The organism is Brachybacterium halotolerans subsp. kimchii (assembly GCF_020792675.1).
Classification (GTDB): Bacteria; Actinomycetota; Actinomycetes; order Actinomycetales; family Dermabacteraceae; genus Brachybacterium; species Brachybacterium halotolerans.
Genome location: NZ_CP086254.1, coordinates 3,917,374 through 3,933,714, shown reverse-complemented (window position 1 = coordinate 3,933,714; position 16,341 = coordinate 3,917,374). Strand labels below are relative to the sequence as shown.

14 protein-coding genes are annotated in these 16,341 nt (G+C 73.4%); 4 read left to right on the top strand and 10 right to left on the bottom strand.

All coding sequences use genetic code 11. From position 1 onward, the window contains the following. Both Bra3105_RS17545 and Bra3105_RS17540 read right to left on the bottom strand, forming a co-directional pair. Positions 1–1,299: a CpaE/TadZ family protein gene (locus Bra3105_RS17545; protein WP_228357950.1), complete on the bottom strand. Its 1,299-nt coding sequence runs from the start codon at positions 1,297–1,299 to the stop codon at positions 1–3. Beyond that, positions 1,296–1,934: an SAF domain-containing protein gene (locus tag Bra3105_RS17540; protein WP_228357949.1), complete on the bottom strand. Its 639-nt coding sequence runs from the start codon at positions 1,932–1,934 to the stop codon at positions 1,296–1,298. Before Bra3105_RS17540 ends, Bra3105_RS17545 begins: the two co-directional genes overlap by 4 nt. Before the next feature lie 226 nt (positions 1,935–2,160). On the opposite strand from Bra3105_RS17540, the gene Bra3105_RS17535 reads away from it, so the two are divergent. Next, the gene (locus Bra3105_RS17535; protein ID WP_228357948.1) at positions 2,161–2,412 is read left to right on the top strand and encodes a helix-turn-helix transcriptional regulator; all 252 of its coding nucleotides are present in this window, start codon (positions 2,161–2,163) and stop codon (positions 2,410–2,412) included. A 5-nt stretch (positions 2,413–2,417) separates the two neighbouring features. On the opposite strand, the gene Bra3105_RS17530 is transcribed toward Bra3105_RS17535, so the two are convergent. Continuing rightward, the gene (locus tag Bra3105_RS17530) at positions 2,418–2,972 is read right to left on the bottom strand and encodes a hypothetical protein (RefSeq protein ID WP_228357947.1); all 555 of its coding nucleotides are present in this window, start codon (positions 2,970–2,972) and stop codon (positions 2,418–2,420) included. 162 nt (positions 2,973–3,134) lie between these two features. Between Bra3105_RS17530 and Bra3105_RS17525 the strand changes: the two genes are divergently transcribed. Then, on the top strand, positions 3,135–4,097 hold the full coding sequence (locus Bra3105_RS17525; protein ID WP_228357946.1) for a LysM peptidoglycan-binding domain-containing protein: 963 nt from the start codon (positions 3,135–3,137) through the stop codon (positions 4,095–4,097). Next, positions 4,094–4,495: an Rv3235 family protein gene (locus tag Bra3105_RS17520; RefSeq protein WP_228357945.1), complete on the top strand. Its 402-nt coding sequence runs from the start codon at positions 4,094–4,096 to the stop codon at positions 4,493–4,495. The genes Bra3105_RS17525 and Bra3105_RS17520 overlap by 4 nt, the downstream gene beginning before the upstream one ends. A gap of 15 nt (positions 4,496–4,510) precedes the next feature. Here Bra3105_RS17520 and secA read toward each other — a convergent pair whose 3' ends face one another. From secA to mtrA, 7 genes are all read right to left on the bottom strand, one after another. Next, positions 4,511–7,447 (bottom strand): preprotein translocase subunit SecA, encoded by a 2,937-nt coding sequence (gene secA, locus Bra3105_RS17515; RefSeq protein WP_228357944.1) that lies wholly within the window; start codon positions 7,445–7,447, stop codon positions 4,511–4,513. Between the two features lie 201 nt (positions 7,448–7,648). After that, positions 7,649–8,959, bottom strand: coding sequence for a winged helix-turn-helix domain-containing protein (locus Bra3105_RS17510; RefSeq protein WP_228357943.1), 1,311 nt, complete (start codon positions 8,957–8,959; stop codon positions 7,649–7,651). Between the two features lie 135 nt (positions 8,960–9,094). Then, a complete protein-coding gene (hpf, locus tag Bra3105_RS17505; RefSeq protein ID WP_200503091.1) occupies positions 9,095–9,796 on the bottom strand; it encodes a ribosome hibernation-promoting factor, HPF/YfiA family in 702 nt (233 codons plus the stop codon). Between the two features lie 140 nt (positions 9,797–9,936). After that, complete coding sequence (locus tag Bra3105_RS17500; protein ID WP_228357942.1) at positions 9,937–10,740, bottom strand: ComF family protein; 804 nt, start codon at positions 10,738–10,740, stop codon at positions 9,937–9,939. A gap of 127 nt (positions 10,741–10,867) precedes the next feature. After that, on the bottom strand, positions 10,868–12,571 hold the full coding sequence (locus Bra3105_RS17495) for an LpqB family beta-propeller domain-containing protein (protein ID WP_228357941.1): 1,704 nt from the start codon (positions 12,569–12,571) through the stop codon (positions 10,868–10,870). Continuing rightward, on the bottom strand, positions 12,564–14,318 hold the full coding sequence (gene mtrB / locus Bra3105_RS17490) for an MtrAB system histidine kinase MtrB (RefSeq protein ID WP_228357940.1): 1,755 nt from the start codon (positions 14,316–14,318) through the stop codon (positions 12,564–12,566). Before mtrB ends, Bra3105_RS17495 begins: the two co-directional genes overlap by 8 nt. A 35-nt stretch (positions 14,319–14,353) precedes the next feature. After that, positions 14,354–15,040: an MtrAB system response regulator MtrA gene (gene mtrA, locus Bra3105_RS17485; protein WP_200503088.1), complete on the bottom strand. Its 687-nt coding sequence runs from the start codon at positions 15,038–15,040 to the stop codon at positions 14,354–14,356. A gap of 169 nt (positions 15,041–15,209) precedes the next feature. Between mtrA and Bra3105_RS17480 the strand changes: the two genes are divergently transcribed. Then, positions 15,210–16,340, top strand: a complete 1,131-nt coding sequence (locus Bra3105_RS17480) for a glycerophosphodiester phosphodiesterase (RefSeq protein WP_228357939.1) — start codon at positions 15,210–15,212, stop codon at positions 16,338–16,340. The last annotated feature ends 1 nt before the right edge of the window (position 16,341 follow it).

The window sequence follows — 16,341 nt, the reverse complement described above, 5'->3', positions numbered from 1 at the left end:
TCATCCTGCCACGCCGGCGCCCGCGCGCTCCGGGTCCGCGCCGCCCGCGTCGGCGGCCTCCGCGACGGCTCCGCTCCCCTCGCGCTCGTCGGCGGCATGCTCCGCGCGCACCCGGGCGGCGAGGTCGCGCAGTCCCCTGCGCAGGGGACTGCGCGGCGCCGCCTCCGCGAGCACCGCGCCGTCCCAGGCGGCGCGGCGGCAGGTGGTCGCCTCCTCCGGCAGGATCGTCACGGAGGCCACGTCCATGCGCGAGCGCAGCAGCTCCTCGACCCTCTCCCCGCGTGCGGGCGGTCCCGCGCGATTGATCACCACGTGCAGCGGCCCGACGCCGATCTCGTCTAGCCGCTCGTGCTCCCTCACCAGCCGCGTGATCGAGACCGGGTCGGAGGAGACCACGGCGAGCAGCACGTCGGCGCGGCGCACGGCGCTGAGCGACGCCGCACAGCGCTGCGGGGCAGCGGTGTCGTAGCTGAGGTCCTCGTCCTCCTCGAGAGGGGCCCCGACGTCCACGACCACGGCGCCGCCGCGGTCCGCGAGGACCTCCCAGACGTCCTCGAGGGAGCTGCGGTGGACCTCCGCCCAGCGGGCGGGCACGCCGATGCCGCTGAGCAGGTGGAGGCGCCCGCGCACCGCGGGGACGAGCGCATCGAGGGTCTCGTCGTCGAGCGTGCCCCGGGCGGCGGCGCGGCAGGCCGCCACGAGACCCGGGGACTCGTCGAGGACGCCGAGCATCTGGCTGAGGGAGGGGCCGTGGGTGTCGGCGTCCACGAGCACGGTCGGCTCGCCGGCGTCGGCGAGCTCGGCCGCGAGGTTCACGGCGACGGTCGAGCGGCCCGGAGCACCTCCCGGCCCCCAGGTCACGATCAGCGGGGCCCGCTGCGGCGGCAGATCCTCGAGACCATCGGCGGTGTCCTGCACCCACGCGTCGCCGGCGGACTCCTCCTCCGACTCGGGCCGCAGGGCGCGCTCGCATGCCTCGAGCAGCTCCTCGACGTCAGCCGAGGCGTCCACGACGATCCGCAGGCCGAGCGAGGTGCGGGCCGCCGCGCCCTCCTCGCTGCGCAGGCCGACGACGCCCGCCCCGCCCCGCAGCATCTCGGCGGCGGCCTCGCGGTCCAGACCGCGCACGGCGAGATCGATGACGACGACGTCGCCGATGCCGGCGGCCACGACGGCCGCCGTCTCGGCGAGATCGGCGCAGCGCCGCACGATCCGCGCCCTCCCGGAGGACCCCCGGGCCACGTCGTGGACGATCCTCACCTCATCGCGCCCGGAGGCGCAGAGCACGATGTCGATCATGAGCCGGCCTGCTGGTCGCCGGGCACGCCGATGACGTCCATCCTGTCGCCGGATCCCAGGGCCTCGAGCACCTCGGGGAGATCGTCGGCCGGGACGAGCACCTCGACGCTCATGGACCGCATGCCCAGGGTGCTGCCCTCGAAGACGCGGCGCACGGTGGCGCCGTCCACGAGCTTCTCCGCGAGGGCATCGCTGTCCTGCTCGTCGGCCGCTGTGCGCCAGAGCTCGACGGGACGGCCCGGGCTCACGGAGTCCGCAACCGCGCTGTCGACGGGGATGACGACGGGGCGCAGGTCGCCCCCGCCTCCCTGGCCGATCGCGGAGACGGGCAGAAGCTCCCCGGAGTGCACGGACTGCAGGGCCGTGGACCCCTCGGGGATGTCCCCGGGCGAGGAGGCGTAGCGCGCGGACTGGTCGCCGAGGCGGACCTCGGCCGTGGTGAAGGCGTCGGGGCCGATCTCATCGCCGACCACCACCTCGTCGCGCGCGACGAGCACCGTCGTGGTCGCCGAGGCGCGCGAGGCGAGCAGGGCGCCCAGCAGCACGCTGAGGACGACCAGCAGGATGCCGATGAGGAGGCGCGGATCCTTCCAGCGAGGTCGGCGCAGGCGCATGAGAGAAGGGGCAGGGGGCACGAGAGCTACCTCCGGGGAGCGGGCAGGGCCGGCGGACTCGGGGGATCCGACCCTCGAGCGAGAGGCTACGGCACTGCTCGTCCGCGCGCCGCCCGCCGATCGATCCTGTGGACGACGAGGCGGCGAGCGGAGCACTGTCCGGCGTCCGCGACCACTCGTCCACAATGCTCAGGATCCGAGAGCGCACGGGTGCGACAATGAGGCCCTTCCCCTTCCGAGGAGACCCATGACCACGCGTTTCATCCCGCTCTCCGACGTCGCCGAGCAGCTCTCGATCTCCGCGTCCCAGGCCTATGCCCTGGTGCGCTCCGGCGAGCTGCGCGCGATCAAGGTGGGCGGTCGCGGGCAGTGGCGCGTCGAGCTCTCGGAGCTCGAGGCGTACATCGAGCGCTCCTATGCCGCCACGGAGACCTTCCTCGAGCAGGAGCGCACGGAGGCGCCGCAGACCTCGTCGGCCCCGCACCGCAGCGAGCGCTGACCTGATCAGTCCGGCCGCTGCGCGGTGAGCGAGAGGATCCCCGAGAGCAGGATCGTCACCCCGCGCGCCCCGGAGGCCGGGCGCTGCTCGCCCGAGGGCAGCAGACGGAGATCCAGGGCGTCCTGACCCACGCCCGAGATCCGGCCCTGCATCTCCCCCGCCGCCGTGCGCACGTGCACGAGCGCACGGTCCCGTGCGAGCGCCCGCAGCGCCGTGCCGAGCCCCGGAGGGCGAAGTCGCGTGCTGCCTGGTTCGCGCACACGATCAGGCAGGTCCTCGAGCAGCACGATCGCGCCGAGCACCGCCCACGTCGAGCGCGCGTCGGCCCGGGACCGCAGCCGCACCCAGTCGGCGCCGACCTCGACGATCTCTCCCCCGACGACCGCACCGTCGCGCAGGTGCGCCCGGATGTCATGCCCCACCGCGCCGCGCAGGCGATCGAGGACGAGCACCTGCGCGCGCTCGGCGCGCGTGAGGTCCTCGGTGACCGCGCGCCGCTCCTCGCTCTCGAGGTGGTCCATGCGCGATTCGAGGTCCTCGAACATCCGCTCCAGGCTCATCCGCCCACTCTAAGCGCTGCCACGAGCACGTTTGCGCTTCACATCACATCGCGATAGATTCCCGCACATCGCTTCATCCGACAGCAAACTGCATCAAACAACACGGATGAAGGCGTACTCACGACATCGGCGGTCTGCCGGTGCGCATGACGAGGGGACGAGATGAGCACGACGGACCGACCGAGCACGCACGTGACGACCAGGGCGACCGGTCGGCGCGCCGCGCTGGCCATGCCGCTGATCGCCATCGCCTCGCTCGCCGCCGGCACTGTCCTGCTGAGGGCGGCCGCCGCCCTGCAGGTCGAGGCGCGCTCGAGCTACGGCACCGACGCGCTCACGGCGCTCGTGCTGCTCGCGGTCGCGGCCCTCGGCGTCCTGCTGTGCGCGTACCTCGCCCTCGTGCACGCCCTCGCCGCCGTGGTGATGCTGCGCGGGGCCGATGCCGTGGGCTCGAGAGCGCTGCTGCGGGCGCTGCGCGTGCTCGCGCCGCGCCTCGCCTCCCGCGCGCTGGCGACACTCGCCGTGACCACGGCGGCCGCGGGCCTCCTGGCGGGGCCCGCGCAGGCCCAGGGCACGCCGGTCGGCGTCACGAGCGCGGCGGGGTCGACGGCCTCTCTTGCCTCGGCTCCCGCCGCGGCTCCGCTGATGCGCCTGCCCGGCTCGCAGGATCCACCGCCCGCGCACACGGATCACACCCCCTCCGCCCAGCTGCCCGCCGAGCCCGACGCACCGTCGCCCGAGGAGCCCACGGATCAGCCGGACGCCGGCGACGAGGAGCTCCCGGGCCTCGGCTGGGGCGATCAGGAGGCCCCCGCGGACGGCCAGAACACCCCCGCCGGGTCCGGCGCCACCGGTGCCGATGACAGCAGCGCCGACGACAGCAGCTCCGATGACAACGGGCGGCCGGACACCCTCACGGTGGTCGTGAAGGACGGCGATTCGCTCTGGTCGATCAGCGATGACCTCATGGGCGTCGGCCCGGACTCCCCACGGGAGATCTCAGCGGCCTGGCCCGAGCTCTTCTCCGAGAACGCCGACGTCATCGGCCCCGACCCCGACCACATCGAGCCCGGACAGGTGCTCACCGTCCCCGATGCCCTCCCCACCTCCCAGGAGAACTCATGACCACGACGGACGGCCTCGTGCCCACCGATCAGCAGCTCGTCGCGGGCGTGGATCCGCGCGACCCCGAGGACGGCCTCCGGCTCGTGGAGAGCGTGGCCCGCTGCGCGGTCGAGATCGTGCGCGACTCCCGGCCGGTGAGCACGCTCTCCCGCCTGGTCACCCCGGAGGTCTCGGCCTATCTGGCGCGGCGCGCGGCGCTCACCCGCAGGATCCGCGGCCTCACCGGCCGCACTCCGCGCGTGCGCCTGGCGATCTCCGGGACCCGCACCTGCGTGGTCACGTCCGGGGTCGTCGAGGCGAGCACCGTGGTGCGCGACGCCGACCGCGCACGATTCCTCGCCATGCGCTGGGAACTGCGGCACACCGGGTGGAGGGTCACCGTCCTGGAGGTCGGCTGACCCTCCCCCGGGGCGTCAGGAGCGCTTGGCGCGCCGCCCGCGCGAGGGACCGCTGGTGTTCCCGCCGGACGCCGTGGGCGAATCGGAGCCGCGTGCGCTCGACGAGCCCTGCGGGCTCTTCGAGTCCTGCTTGCGCTGCTGGCGCTCGCGACGTCGGCGCTCGGCCCTCGAGAGCGAGGAGATGTCCTGGGCGCCGGAGCCCTCGGCCGAGGAGTAGCGCAGCTCGCGCGCGCTCGGCCCCTCGTCCAGGCCCTTCGCCCGCAGCGTCACGGAAGGGGCCGCGTCCGCCGCGTCGTCCGTCGGCTCGTCGTCGGCCGCTCCGTCCTCGGCCGACCCCTCTTCGCCCGAAGCGTCCTCGGACGCCTCCGACGCGGGGGTCCCGGCGAGGGCCCCGACCGCGCCGGCGGCCTTGGTCACCAGGTCGGAGACGGACTGCGGCACGACGGGGGCGGGCTGCACCTGCACCTCGAGGTTGAAGATGTACCCGACCGCGTCCTCCTTGATGCCCGCGATCATGTCGCTGAACATCAGGTGGCCCTCGCGCTCGTACTCGATGAGCGGGTCGCGCTGGGCCATGGCGCGCAGGCCGATGCCCTCCTTGAGATAGTCCATCTCGTAGAGGTGCTCGCGCCAGCGACGGTCCATGACCGACATCAGCACGCGGCGCTGCAGCTGGTCCATCGCGTCCTCGCCGAGCTCGGCCTGACGGTTCTCGTAGGCCAGGTGCGCGTCGGAGAGGATCTCCTCGCGCAGGGTCGCGGCGTCGAGGTTCTCCTTGCCGCCGTGCTCCTCGACGAGCTCCTCCGCGGAGATCGAGACGGGGTAGGTGGGACGCAGGGTGCCCCAGAGCTCCTCGAGGTCGACGTCCTCGGGGGTGACGCCGCGCGTGGCAGCGTCGACCGCACCGCCGATGACCTCGTCGATGTAGCGCCCGACATGCTCCTCGAGGTCCTCGCCCTCGAGGATGCGGGTGCGCTCCTCGTAGATCTTCTTGCGCTGCTTGGTGAGGACGTCGTCGTACTTCAGGACGTTCTTGCGGATCTCCGCGTTGCGCGACTCGATGGACTGCTGGGCGCGCTGGATCGCGGAGGAGACCATGCGGCCGGTCAGCGGGACCGACTCGTCGACGCCGCCGCGGGCCAGCAGGGTCTCGGCCGCGCCTGCGTTGAACAGGCGCATGAGGTCGTCCTGCAGCGAGAGGTAGAAGCGGGACTCGCCCGGATCGCCCTGGCGGCCGGAGCGGCCGCGCAGCTGGTTGTCGATGCGCCGGGACTCGTGGCGCTCGGTGCCCAGCACGTAGAGGCCGCCGGCCTCGACGACCTCGTCGTGCTGCGCGGAGACCTGGGACTCGGCCTCCGCGATCGCGTCGTCCCACGCCTCCTCGTACGCCTCGGAGTCCTCCTCCGGGTCCAGGCCGCGCTCCTTGAGCGCGCGGTGGGCCATGAACTCCACGTTGCCGCCGAGCATGATGTCGGTGCCGCGGCCGGCCATGTTGGTGGCGACCGTGACGGCGCCCTTCGCGCCGGCCATGGCGACGATCGCGGCCTCCTGCGCGTGGTTCTTCGCGTTGAGGACCTCGTGGTCCACGCCCTGGGCCTTGAGCAGCTTCGCGAGGTACTCGGACTTCTCGACGCTCGTGGTGCCCACGAGCACGGGCTGACCCTGGTGGTGGCGGGAGACGATGTCCTCGACGACCGCGTCGAACTTGGCCTTCTCGGTGCGGAACACCTTGTCGACCTGATCCTTGCGGATCATGTCCTTGTGGGTCGGGATCGGCACCACGCCCAGCTTGTAGGTGTTCATGAACTCGGCGGCCTCGGTCTCGGCCGTGCCGGTCATGCCCGACAGCTTCTCGTAGAGCTTGAAGTAGTTCTGCAGGGTGATCGTGGCGAGCGTCTGGTTCTCGGCCTTGATCGCCACGCCCTCCTTGGCCTCGATGGCCTGGTGCATGCCCTCGTTGTAGCGGCGACCGGCGAGGATGCGGCCGGTGTGCTCGTCGACGATGAGCACCTCGCCGTTGAGGACCACGTAGTCCTTGTCCTTCTTGAACAGCTCCTTGGCCTTGATGGCGTTGTTCAGGAAGCCGATCAGGGGGGTGTTCAGGGACTCGTAGAGGTTGTCGATCCCCAGGTGGTCCTCGACCTTGTCGATGCCGGTCTCGAGCACGCCCACGGTGCGCTTCTTCTCGTCGACCTCGTAGTCGCGGTCGCGGCGCAGCAGCTGGACGACCTTCGCGAACTCCGCGTACCACTTGTTGGCGTCGCCGGAGGCGGGGCCCGAGATGATGAGCGGCGTGCGGGCCTCGTCGATGAGGATCGAGTCGACCTCGTCGACGATCGCGAAGAAGTGGCCGCGCTGGACGCGCTCGTCGGCGCTCAGCGCCATGTTGTCGCGCAGGTAGTCGAAGCCGAATTCGTTGTTCGTGCCGTAGGTGATGTCCGCGGCGTACTGCTCGCGGCGCTCCTCGGGCTTCTGCCCGGAGACGATGCAGCCCGTGCTCAGCCCCAGGGCGCGGAACACGCGCCCCATGATGTCGCTCTGGTAGGAGGCGAGGTAGTCGTTGACCGTGACCACGTGCACGCCCTTGCCCGCGAGGGCGTTGAGGTAGGCGGGGAGGGTCGCGACCAGGGTCTTGCCCTCACCGGTCTTCATCTCGGCGATGCGACCGCGGTGCAGCGCCGCGCCGCCCATCACCTGCACCTCGTAGGGGCGCTGGCCCAGGGTGCGGCTCGCGGCCTCGCGCACGGCGGCGAAGGCCTCGACCTGGATGTCGTCGAGGGTCTCGCCGTCCTCGAGGCGCTCGCGGAAGCGCACGGACTCCTCGCGCAGCTCCTCGTCGCTGTAGTCCTCGTAGATCGCGGCCGCGTCGTCGACGCGACGGGAGATGGTGGTGAGCCTGCGCAGCTCGCGGCCTTCGCCGGCGCGCAGGATCGTGTCGAAGAGGTTGACCACTCGTGCTCCTCGGGGTGGACCGTGACCGGCCCGGTTCGTCTCGTCCGCCCGGGAGGGCGGATGGTGTTCCGGCCCGCGGGGCGGGTCGGCAGTGCGCGGACGCCGACGGCCCCGGAGGGCGCGGCGCCGCCCCATCCTACGTGCCCTCTCCTGCGAGCGCCGTGCCACAGGGCACACGGCGGGGCGGGGATCCGAGGACGTCTACGACAGCATCTCCGCGAGCGCGGGGGCGAGGTCGCCGACGCCGAGCACCTCGATGCTCGTCAGGCCCTGCCAGCGCGCGGCGCGGCCCAGCTCCTCGGCGAGCGCGGGAGCGACCTCGTCGGCGCCCGGCACGCTCTCGCGGGCGCTCATCGTGGGCAGCGGCTCGAGGTGCGCCTCGCAGACCTCGAGGACGCCGCGCCGGCGGTCGCTGCGCAGGTCCACGCGGGCGACGATCCGATCGTTCACCAGGAAAGGAAGGGCGTAGTACCCGTGGGTGCGCTGGGCGCGCGGCGTGTAGATCCCGATCCGGTACTCGACGTCGAAGAGGTCGCGCAGGCGGGGGCGGTGGAAGGCGACGGGGTCGAAGGGGCTCACGAGGGCGGCCGCGGTGACGGGGGCGGGCCGCGGAGCCTCGTGGTGCAGCAGCAGCTGGAGGTCCTGGGATCCGCGGCGCACGGTGACCTCCCGCAGGGTCCCGGTCGCGACCATGTCCCGGATGTGCGGGGCGACCTCGGCGGCGCGCAGCCGGAAGTAGTCGGCGATATCGGCCGGGGAGGCGATCCCGAGCGCCTTCGCGGCGCGGCGGGTGAGCTCTCCCTGCGCCGCCGACGGGTCCGGGTCGCTGCCCGCGCCCTCCGCGCCCGTCACATCCTCCCGGCTCTCCGGGTCGGAGGACGAGGCGTGGTCCGGCAGCGGCGCGCCCGCGTCGGCCGCATAGAGCCGCTCGAACTGGGCGCTGCGCCCGACGCAGTCCACGTGACCGGCGCGGAAGAGGTACTCGACGAGCCACTGCGTGTCCGAACGGCGCCATCCCCAGCCCTCGGCGGGCTTCTCGTCGTCGCCGACGAGGCGGGCGACGGCGGCGGCGCTGATCGGCCCGTGCTCGGCGATGACGTCGAGCACGCGGCGCATCGCCCCGGCGTCCGACCCGGCGGCGCGGCGCACGGCGCCCCAGTCCCTGCGCGCGGCGCGCTCGCGGCGGAAGCCCAGCAGGGAGTGGACCTCGGCGGTCGTGAAGGCGGCCTCGTGCGCGAGGGCCTCCTGGACGAGGCGCCCGCGGCCGGGCCGGCTCGCACGGTCCAGGACGTCCACGTCCCAGCAGCCGCGCCGGGTGAACACGGGCATGTGGTGGGCCCGGGCGAACACGCTCACCGAGTCGATCTGCAGCAGGTGGGTGCGTTCGAGGGTCCGCTCGAGGCCGCGCCGGCTCGCGGCGCGCGCGGGCAGGTCGTCGGCGCGGCGGCCGCCGATGCCCTGCGCGCGCAGGGCGATGCGGCGGGCGGATCTCCAGCTCAGTCGCTCGGGCATGGATCCGATCCTAGGAGCAGGGTGGGACAGAACGGCGCTGCACGCGGCTCCGCCCGCCGCGGGGAGCGCGACGGGCGGAGCATGCGGGGGTCGATGGTCGGTGGCGCACTGCGCGGCGCGCAGGGCGCTGGTCTCTCAGGCGCTGCGGGCGGCGAGCTCGTCCTCGGGGTCGATGTCGAGGGCGACCTCCTCCACGCGCTCGAGCTCGATGACGCCGTAACTCCATCCCTTGCGGCGGTAGACCACCTTGGGGTTCCCGGTCGCCTCGTCGATGAAGAGGTAGAAGTCGTGGCCCACGAGCTCCATGCGGTTCAGGGCATCGTCGATGCTCATGGGGGCGGCCTTGTGCTTCTTCTCGCGGATCACGACGGGGCTCTCGTCGGCCGCCTCGCTGGTCTCGTCCTCGTCCGCGGCCGCGGGGGCCTCGTCGGCCGACGCCGCGGCCACCGAGTCCTCGGGGAGCAGCGGGATCTCCCCGGTGTGCCCCATGGTCCGCACGCTCTCGGCGCCGTGCCCGCGGGAACGGCCGCGGCGATGGTCCTTGCGGCGGTCGCGGGCGCGCCGCAGGCGCTCGAACAGCTTGCCGTAGGCGACGTCGAGCGCGCCGTAGAGGTCATCGGCCCGGGCTTCCGAGCGGATCACGGCGCCGTCGTCATGCACGGTGATCTCCACGCGGGCTGCCTGATCGGCCTGGCGCGGGTTGCTCTCCTCGGAGAGCTCCACGTCCACCCGCATGACCGCGGGTGCGAGCTGGGTGACCTTCTCGAGCTTCTCCGACAGATGGCGGTGGAAGCGCTCCGGGACGTCCATGTGGCGTCCGACGACGTTGATCTCCATGAGGTCCTCCTCATTCGAACGAACGCGGCCGATGATCAGCCCGGCCGCATTGGCTGGTCCGACTGCCACCTCCTCGTGCGAGGGATCCACTCGTCCGCTGCGAGCGTGACGTACAGCATGGCACGGAATCCTGGGTGACGTCAGGGGAACGTCCGAGTGGCGGGCAGACGCGCAGAGGCCACCACGACCGCCCCGACGACCCCGATGCCCAGCCGCCCGAGCGCCTCGGCGCTCGCCCGCAGAGTCGCGCCCGTGGTCACCACGTCGTCCACGAGGATCACCGGTGCGCCCTCGCGCCGCGTGCGCGACAGCGCCCCGCCGCGCACGGCGAGGTGGCGCCGACGGCGCTGACGCGCCGTGCGCCCCTCCTGCCCCTCGCCGAGCCTGCCGCGCAGCGCCTCCCACGGCAGGCCCGTGCGGCGCGAGATCGCCGCGGCCAGCTGGGCGGTGTGGTCCTCCCCGCGCCGCACGCGGGAGCCGAGCCTGCTGGGCACCGGCACGAGCACCGGTGCGGGAAGGGGATCGGGAACGGCATCGGGACCATGGCCGGGCTCCCCCGCCCCCTCGGCGAGCGCCCGGGCCGCCGGGGCGAGGCCCCGTGCGAGGAGGGGGACCAGGTGGGCCCTGCCGCCGTTCTTCCACGCCAGCACCAGGTCCTGGAGAGGCCCCGCGTACTCGCCGAGCGCCATCACCGGCAGCAGCGCGCGATGGTCCACGCCCGCGGGGGCGCCGCCCTCCCCCGCGCGGACCCGGACGTCCTGCACGATCTGCAGCGCGTCGCAGACCGCCTCCACCCGGCGCGCCTCGGCGGCGAGCAGCGCGGCGCAGTCCTCGCACAGCAGGCGCCCCTCGCTGCCGCAGGGGCACTCGAGCGGCACGAGCAGGCCGCAGGTCTCGCGCACGATCGCGCCGAGCAGCGCCGCGGCGCGGGTGGGATCCGTCATCGGCACAGCACAGCACCCGTGTCGTCGCCCCGCCGGAAGCGGGCTCAGGCTGTGGACGAAGGGCCTCTGGGGAGGACCGGCAACCGGCACCCGGCGGCGGGCCCGCCGCCCGACGTCAGGAGAAGCGTCAGTAGAAGGAGGGGTCGCGCGCGTCCATGTCGACGTCGCCCCAGGAGGATCCCTCGACGCGCAGCAGCCGGCCGTCGCTCGTGGTCGCCCAGACGGCGACGGTCACGCCGGTGCCCGCCACCCAGTCGACCGTGGCCGGCGGCGCGGGCAGGCGATCTCCGTCCTCCTGCAGGCCCATGATCTGGGCCCGCGGCGCCGCGCTCTCCGTGTCCTCGCCCAGCAGCAGCACGGTGGACTCGTCGTACCAGGTGGCCATGCGCAGGGAGGAGAGGGCGGTGGGCAGCTGCACGGGCTCGGCGAGGGCGCGGGGCACGCCGTGCTCGTCGCGCACCACGGCGCTCAGGTCCAGGCGCGGGGTGCCGTCGTCGCTCGAGAGCACGAGCACGCGGGTGGCGTCGGCCGCGATGTCGAAGGAGAGCAGCCGGCGACCGTCCAACCAGCTCGCGTCGACCTTCGCGTCCTCCTGCGTGCTGCGGCTGGACAGGGCGAGCAGTGCGCCCGAGGCCGTGCGCGTCGGCGCCCACACGAAGCCCGCGTCGTCGATCCGCGGGGGCAGCAGGTCCGCGCCGACGGCCACCTCCCGACGGGGGATGCTGCCGTCGCTCGAGCACAGGACCACCGCGGAGCGGTCCTTGCGCAGGGCGGCCGCGAGCGGGGAGGCCTGGGACATCGCCGGGGCGTGCACGGTCTCCTTCGCCAGGGCGGGGATCATCTGCTCCGCCTTCGCCCCGGCGCCGACGTCCGCGAGGGAGACGACGCCCTGCGCTCCGGCGGCGATCGGCCGGTGTCCGGGGAGCGCCCGCGAGGGCCCGTAGGCGGGAGGCTCGAGGTCCTTCCCCTCGCGCAGCAGCTTCACGTCCGAGAGCGCAGGCACCGAGCGCAGCGTCGCCTGGATCTGGGCGATCGCGAGATCGCGCGCGTCCGCGCCGAGAGAGGTGATGGTCCCGGGCAGCTCGAGCTGGAGGACGCCGTCGCCGCCCGCGCTCACGGGCGCCGAGCCCAGGTGCGCGCTCTCGGGGATCGCGGTGCGCACGGCCTTGGTGAAGGGCGCGGTGGGACCGGACTCGAGCGCGCTGAGGGCCGAGGCGGTGACGTCGCGCGCGAAGAACCAGCGCGGATCGGGCACCAGGTGGATCTGCCGGGGGTCGAGGAAGTAGAGGCGCACGGCGCGGAACAGCAGGGAGAACGCGGAGTCGGAGAGGAAGATGCCGGCGGGCGGATCGCTGATCCGCCACTGCCCGTCCTCCTTCACCACGCCGAGCTCGACCTCGCGCGCGCTCGCGCCGCCGTAGAGGGTGCGCACGCCCGCGCGGTCGACGTGCCCCACGGCCTGCACGCTCAGCCGCACGCTCGATCGGTCCACGACGGTGATCGCGAGCTCGGTGCCCGCAGAGTACAGGGTGACTCCCGCCGCGGGGTCCCAGCTCGCGCGGGCCGCGGAGGTGAGGTACTGGCGGGCGACGCCGAAGTCGTCCTCGGGGCCGACGCCCGCGAGCACGAAGCCCGAGACGATCTGCTCGGGGCTCGCGCCGTCGGCCGGCGGCTGCGGCTGCACGTAGGGGACGTCGGAGGCCGCGGCCCCGGAGAGGCTCTCGCGGTGCACGTCGCCCGAGGTGGGGATGCGCGCGCACGCGCCGAGCGCGAGCGCCGTCCCCAGCAGTCCCGCGCCGCGCAGCAGTCCGCGTCGACCGATCTCACGCATCGTCGTCCGCCTCCGTGTCCTCACCGAGGGACGGCAGCGCGTCGGCCCGCACGGGGATCTCCCCGGTGACCGTGCCGACGCTCGCCTGTCCCCGGTCGAGCCCGGTGAACGAGCGCTCGAGGGCGAGCGGCGAGCGCGCGATCTGGGTGCCCGGCCGCCGCGGGAGGGTCAGGCGGAACACGGCGCCCTGGCCCTTGCGCCCCCAGGCCTGCAGCCAGCCTCCGTGGAGGTGGGCGTCCTCGAGGGAGATCGCCAGGCCCAGCCCGGTCCCGCCCAGGGTGCGGGCGCGCGAGGGGTCGGCGCGCCAGAAGCGCGCGAAGACCCGCTCGGCCTCCTCGGGGGTGAGGCCGACGCCGAAGTCCTGGACGATGACGGCGACCGCCTGGTCGTCGGCCCCCGTGCGCACGACGACGGGCCGACCGGCCCCGTGCTCGATGGCGTTGGTGAGCAGGTTGCGCAGCACGCGGTCGATGCGCCGGGAGTCGACGACCGCCTCGGTCGACAGCGAGGTCAGCTGGACGTCCAGCAGGGAGCCGCGCGAGCCCGCGAGGGGGCGCGCGTCCTCGGCGGCGCGCATGACGAGATCCCCGAGATCGTGGCGACGGGCGTCGAGCACGGCGGCTCCGGCGTCGAATCGGGAGATCTCCAGGAGGTCCGCGAGCAGCGTGTCGAAGCGCCGCACCTGCGCGGAGAGCAGCTCGGTCGTGCGGGCGACCTCGGGCGTGAAGTCCTCGCGGTGCTCGTCGAGCACCGAGGTCGCCATGCGGATCGTCGTCAGCGGGGTGCGCAGCTCGTGGGAGACGTCGGAGACGAACCGCTGCTGGACCCGGGAGAGCTCGGTGAGGTCCTCGATCTTCTGCTCGAGGTTGCTGGCCATCGCGTTGAAGGAGCGCCCCACCTTCGCGATCTCGTCGGACCCCGTGGCCTCGACGCGACTGCCCAGGTCGCCGGCGGCGATCTTCTCCGCGGCGCTCGCGGCGCGCTGCAGGGGCGCGGTGACCAGGCGCGCGACGACGATCGCGATCCCCATGACCAGGGCGAGCATGACGGCGCCGCCGCCCATCAGGGCCCGCTGCACGAACTGCAGGGTCTGCTGCTCCTGGCCCAGGGAGTACAGCAGGAACAGGTCGTAGGTGCCGCTGCCGGGCACCACCACGCGGGTGCCCACGAGCAGCTGCGGCTCGGTCGCACCGGAGTCGTCGGGGCGCCCGACGCTGCGCCACACCAGCGCGTCCGAGCTCTCGGCGACCGATGTCCGCATGTCGGAGTCGACGAGGTCGAGCATCGCCCGGTCCGAGGCGATCGTGGAGGTCGCGCTCGTCGTGTCCACGGGCACCAGGGCCGCATCCCGCCGGGCCCCGCTGTCGGTGCTGCGCAGACCCTGGATGAAGCTGGCCGCCGCGTCCTGCGACTGGGTCGAGGTGGCGCCCGCGGTGCCGTTCAGGGTGTCCAGCAGGTCCTGGCGGATCGTCGTGGACTCCTCGAGCACCTGCACGCGGCGCTGCTCGTAGAGCCCGTCGGAGATCACGGAGGAGAGGTACGTGCCGACGCTCATCACCGAGATCGCCGCGAGCAGGATCGTCAGCGCCACCACGCGCACCGCGAGGCTCCAGCGCCGCGGATCCAGCCACAGGCGCGGGTGGGCGTAGCGGCCCAGCAGGAGGCGCAGGCGCTGCCACCCGGAAGGCCCCGTCGGCCCGCGCTCCTCGCCGCGCCCGCCCGCTCCGGTCCGATCCGCGCCGTCCATGGCGATGATGCGCGCGCCCCGGGCGTCCAGGACGCTCAGGACGCGCCGCCCGCGCGGTAGCCCACGCCGCGCACGGTGACGACGATGCGCGGATGCTCGGGATCGATCTCGATCTTCGAGCGCAGGCGCTGCACGTGCACGTTGACCAGGCGGGTGTCGGCGCTGTGGCGGTACCCCCAGACCTCCTTGAGCAGGGTCTCCCGCGTGAAGACCTGCCAGGGCCGGCGGGCGAGCTGCACGAGGAGCTCGAACTCGAGCGGGGTCAGCGGGATCTTCTCGCCGTCGCGGCGCACCTCGTGCCCGTCGACGTCGATGGCCAGGTCGCCGACGCTCAGCTGCTCGGTGCTGGGCGCCTCGCTGCGCCGCACCCGCGCCTTGATGCGGGCAACGAGCTCGTCGGGCTCGAAGGGCTTGGTGAGGTAGTCGTCGGCGCCCGCCTCGAGGCCCTCCACCACGTCGGCCGTGTCCGAGCGCGCGGTGAGCATGAGGATGGGGACCCCGGAGTGGCGGCGCAGGCGACGGCACACCTCGATGCCGTCCATGCCCGGGAGCATCAGGTCCAACAGGACGAGGTCGGGGTGGAGGCGGTCGAAGGCGTCCAGCGCGGAGGCGCCGTCGGCCGTGGTGACCACGTCGAAGCCCTTGCCCCGCAGCACGATGCCCACCATCTCCGCGATCGCATGATCGTCATCGACCACCAGGATGCGTGAGGACGTCGTCATGGGCTCATTGTGCCATTCGTCCCGTCGTCCGACGTGGACCGACGTCGTCGCAGGTCTCGACCATCGTCGTACCCGCCGCAGGCACCCGGCACCGTACGGTGGGGCGGACGCCCGGCGGCCGACGCCCCGGCCGGGCAGCGCGACCACGGACCATCGAGGACGACGAGAGGTGAGCGACGTGACCGGACCGAGCGGACCCTGGAGCGCTCCCGGAGCAGGTGCTCCGACGCACCCCTCCCCCGCCTCCCCCGCGCCCGGCCCGTCGGACGCGCCGAGTCGACCCGGCCCCGTGCAGCGCGAGCTCGTCCAGGCCGCGGGTCTGTTCCCGCTGCGTCCGCTGGGGGTCGGCGAGATCTTCTCCGCGGCCGTCGGCATCTACCGACGCCGCCCGAAGCTCGTGTTCGGCGTCAGCGCCATCGTGCTGGGCATCGCCTTCGTGCTCAACTCGGTGGCGGCGGGCATCGGCGTCGCCCCGACGGCCGTGCAGCTCCAGTCCGTCTCCCAGGACCCGACGGAGTCCTCGGGCGCGACCGAGCCGCTCGGCACCTCGCTCGCAGACATGTTCGCGACCATCGGCTCCTCCATGGTCTCGGGCGTGATCACACTGATCGCCATGCAGCTGGTGCTCGTGGTCCTCACCCGGGTCACACTCGCGGAGGCCGTCGGCTCCCGCGCCGACGACGCCTCCCTGCGCACCTCGCTGCGCACGCACGGGCCGCGGGCCGTGCTCACGGCGATCCTCGTCTCCCTCATGGGCTTCGCGGCCTTCGCGGTGGTCTCCCTGATCGGCGGCCTGCCGCTGCTCCTCGTCCGCGAGGCGCACTGGTGGACGATCCTGCCGCTGCCGCTGTTCCTCGTCCTGGGGCTGCTGGCCTCGCTGTGGGTGTGGGCGCGCACGATGTTCTCGACCCCCGCGCTGGTCCTCGAGGACACGAGCGTGCCGGGCGCCGTGCGCCGCTCCTTCGCGCTCACCCGGGGCCGGCGACTGTGGCGCGCGCTCGGCATCGGCGTGCTGCTGACGGGCTCGTACACCCTCGTGCAGCAGGTGATCGGCGGAGTCTTCGGGACCGTCGGCATGATCATCTACGGGATCATCCTGCTGTCCACCCAGATGGCCGCGATCGTGCCGGGAATGATCATCCTGATGGTGATCTCGATGCTCGGCACGTACGCGGCCTCCGTGGTCGCCGTGCCGTTCTGGGCCTCGGGCCTCACCGCCCTCTACGCCGACCTGCGGATGCGCCACGAGTCCTGGGACATCGCGCTGCGGCGTGCGCAGCAGGACGCGGACGGCAGGTGAG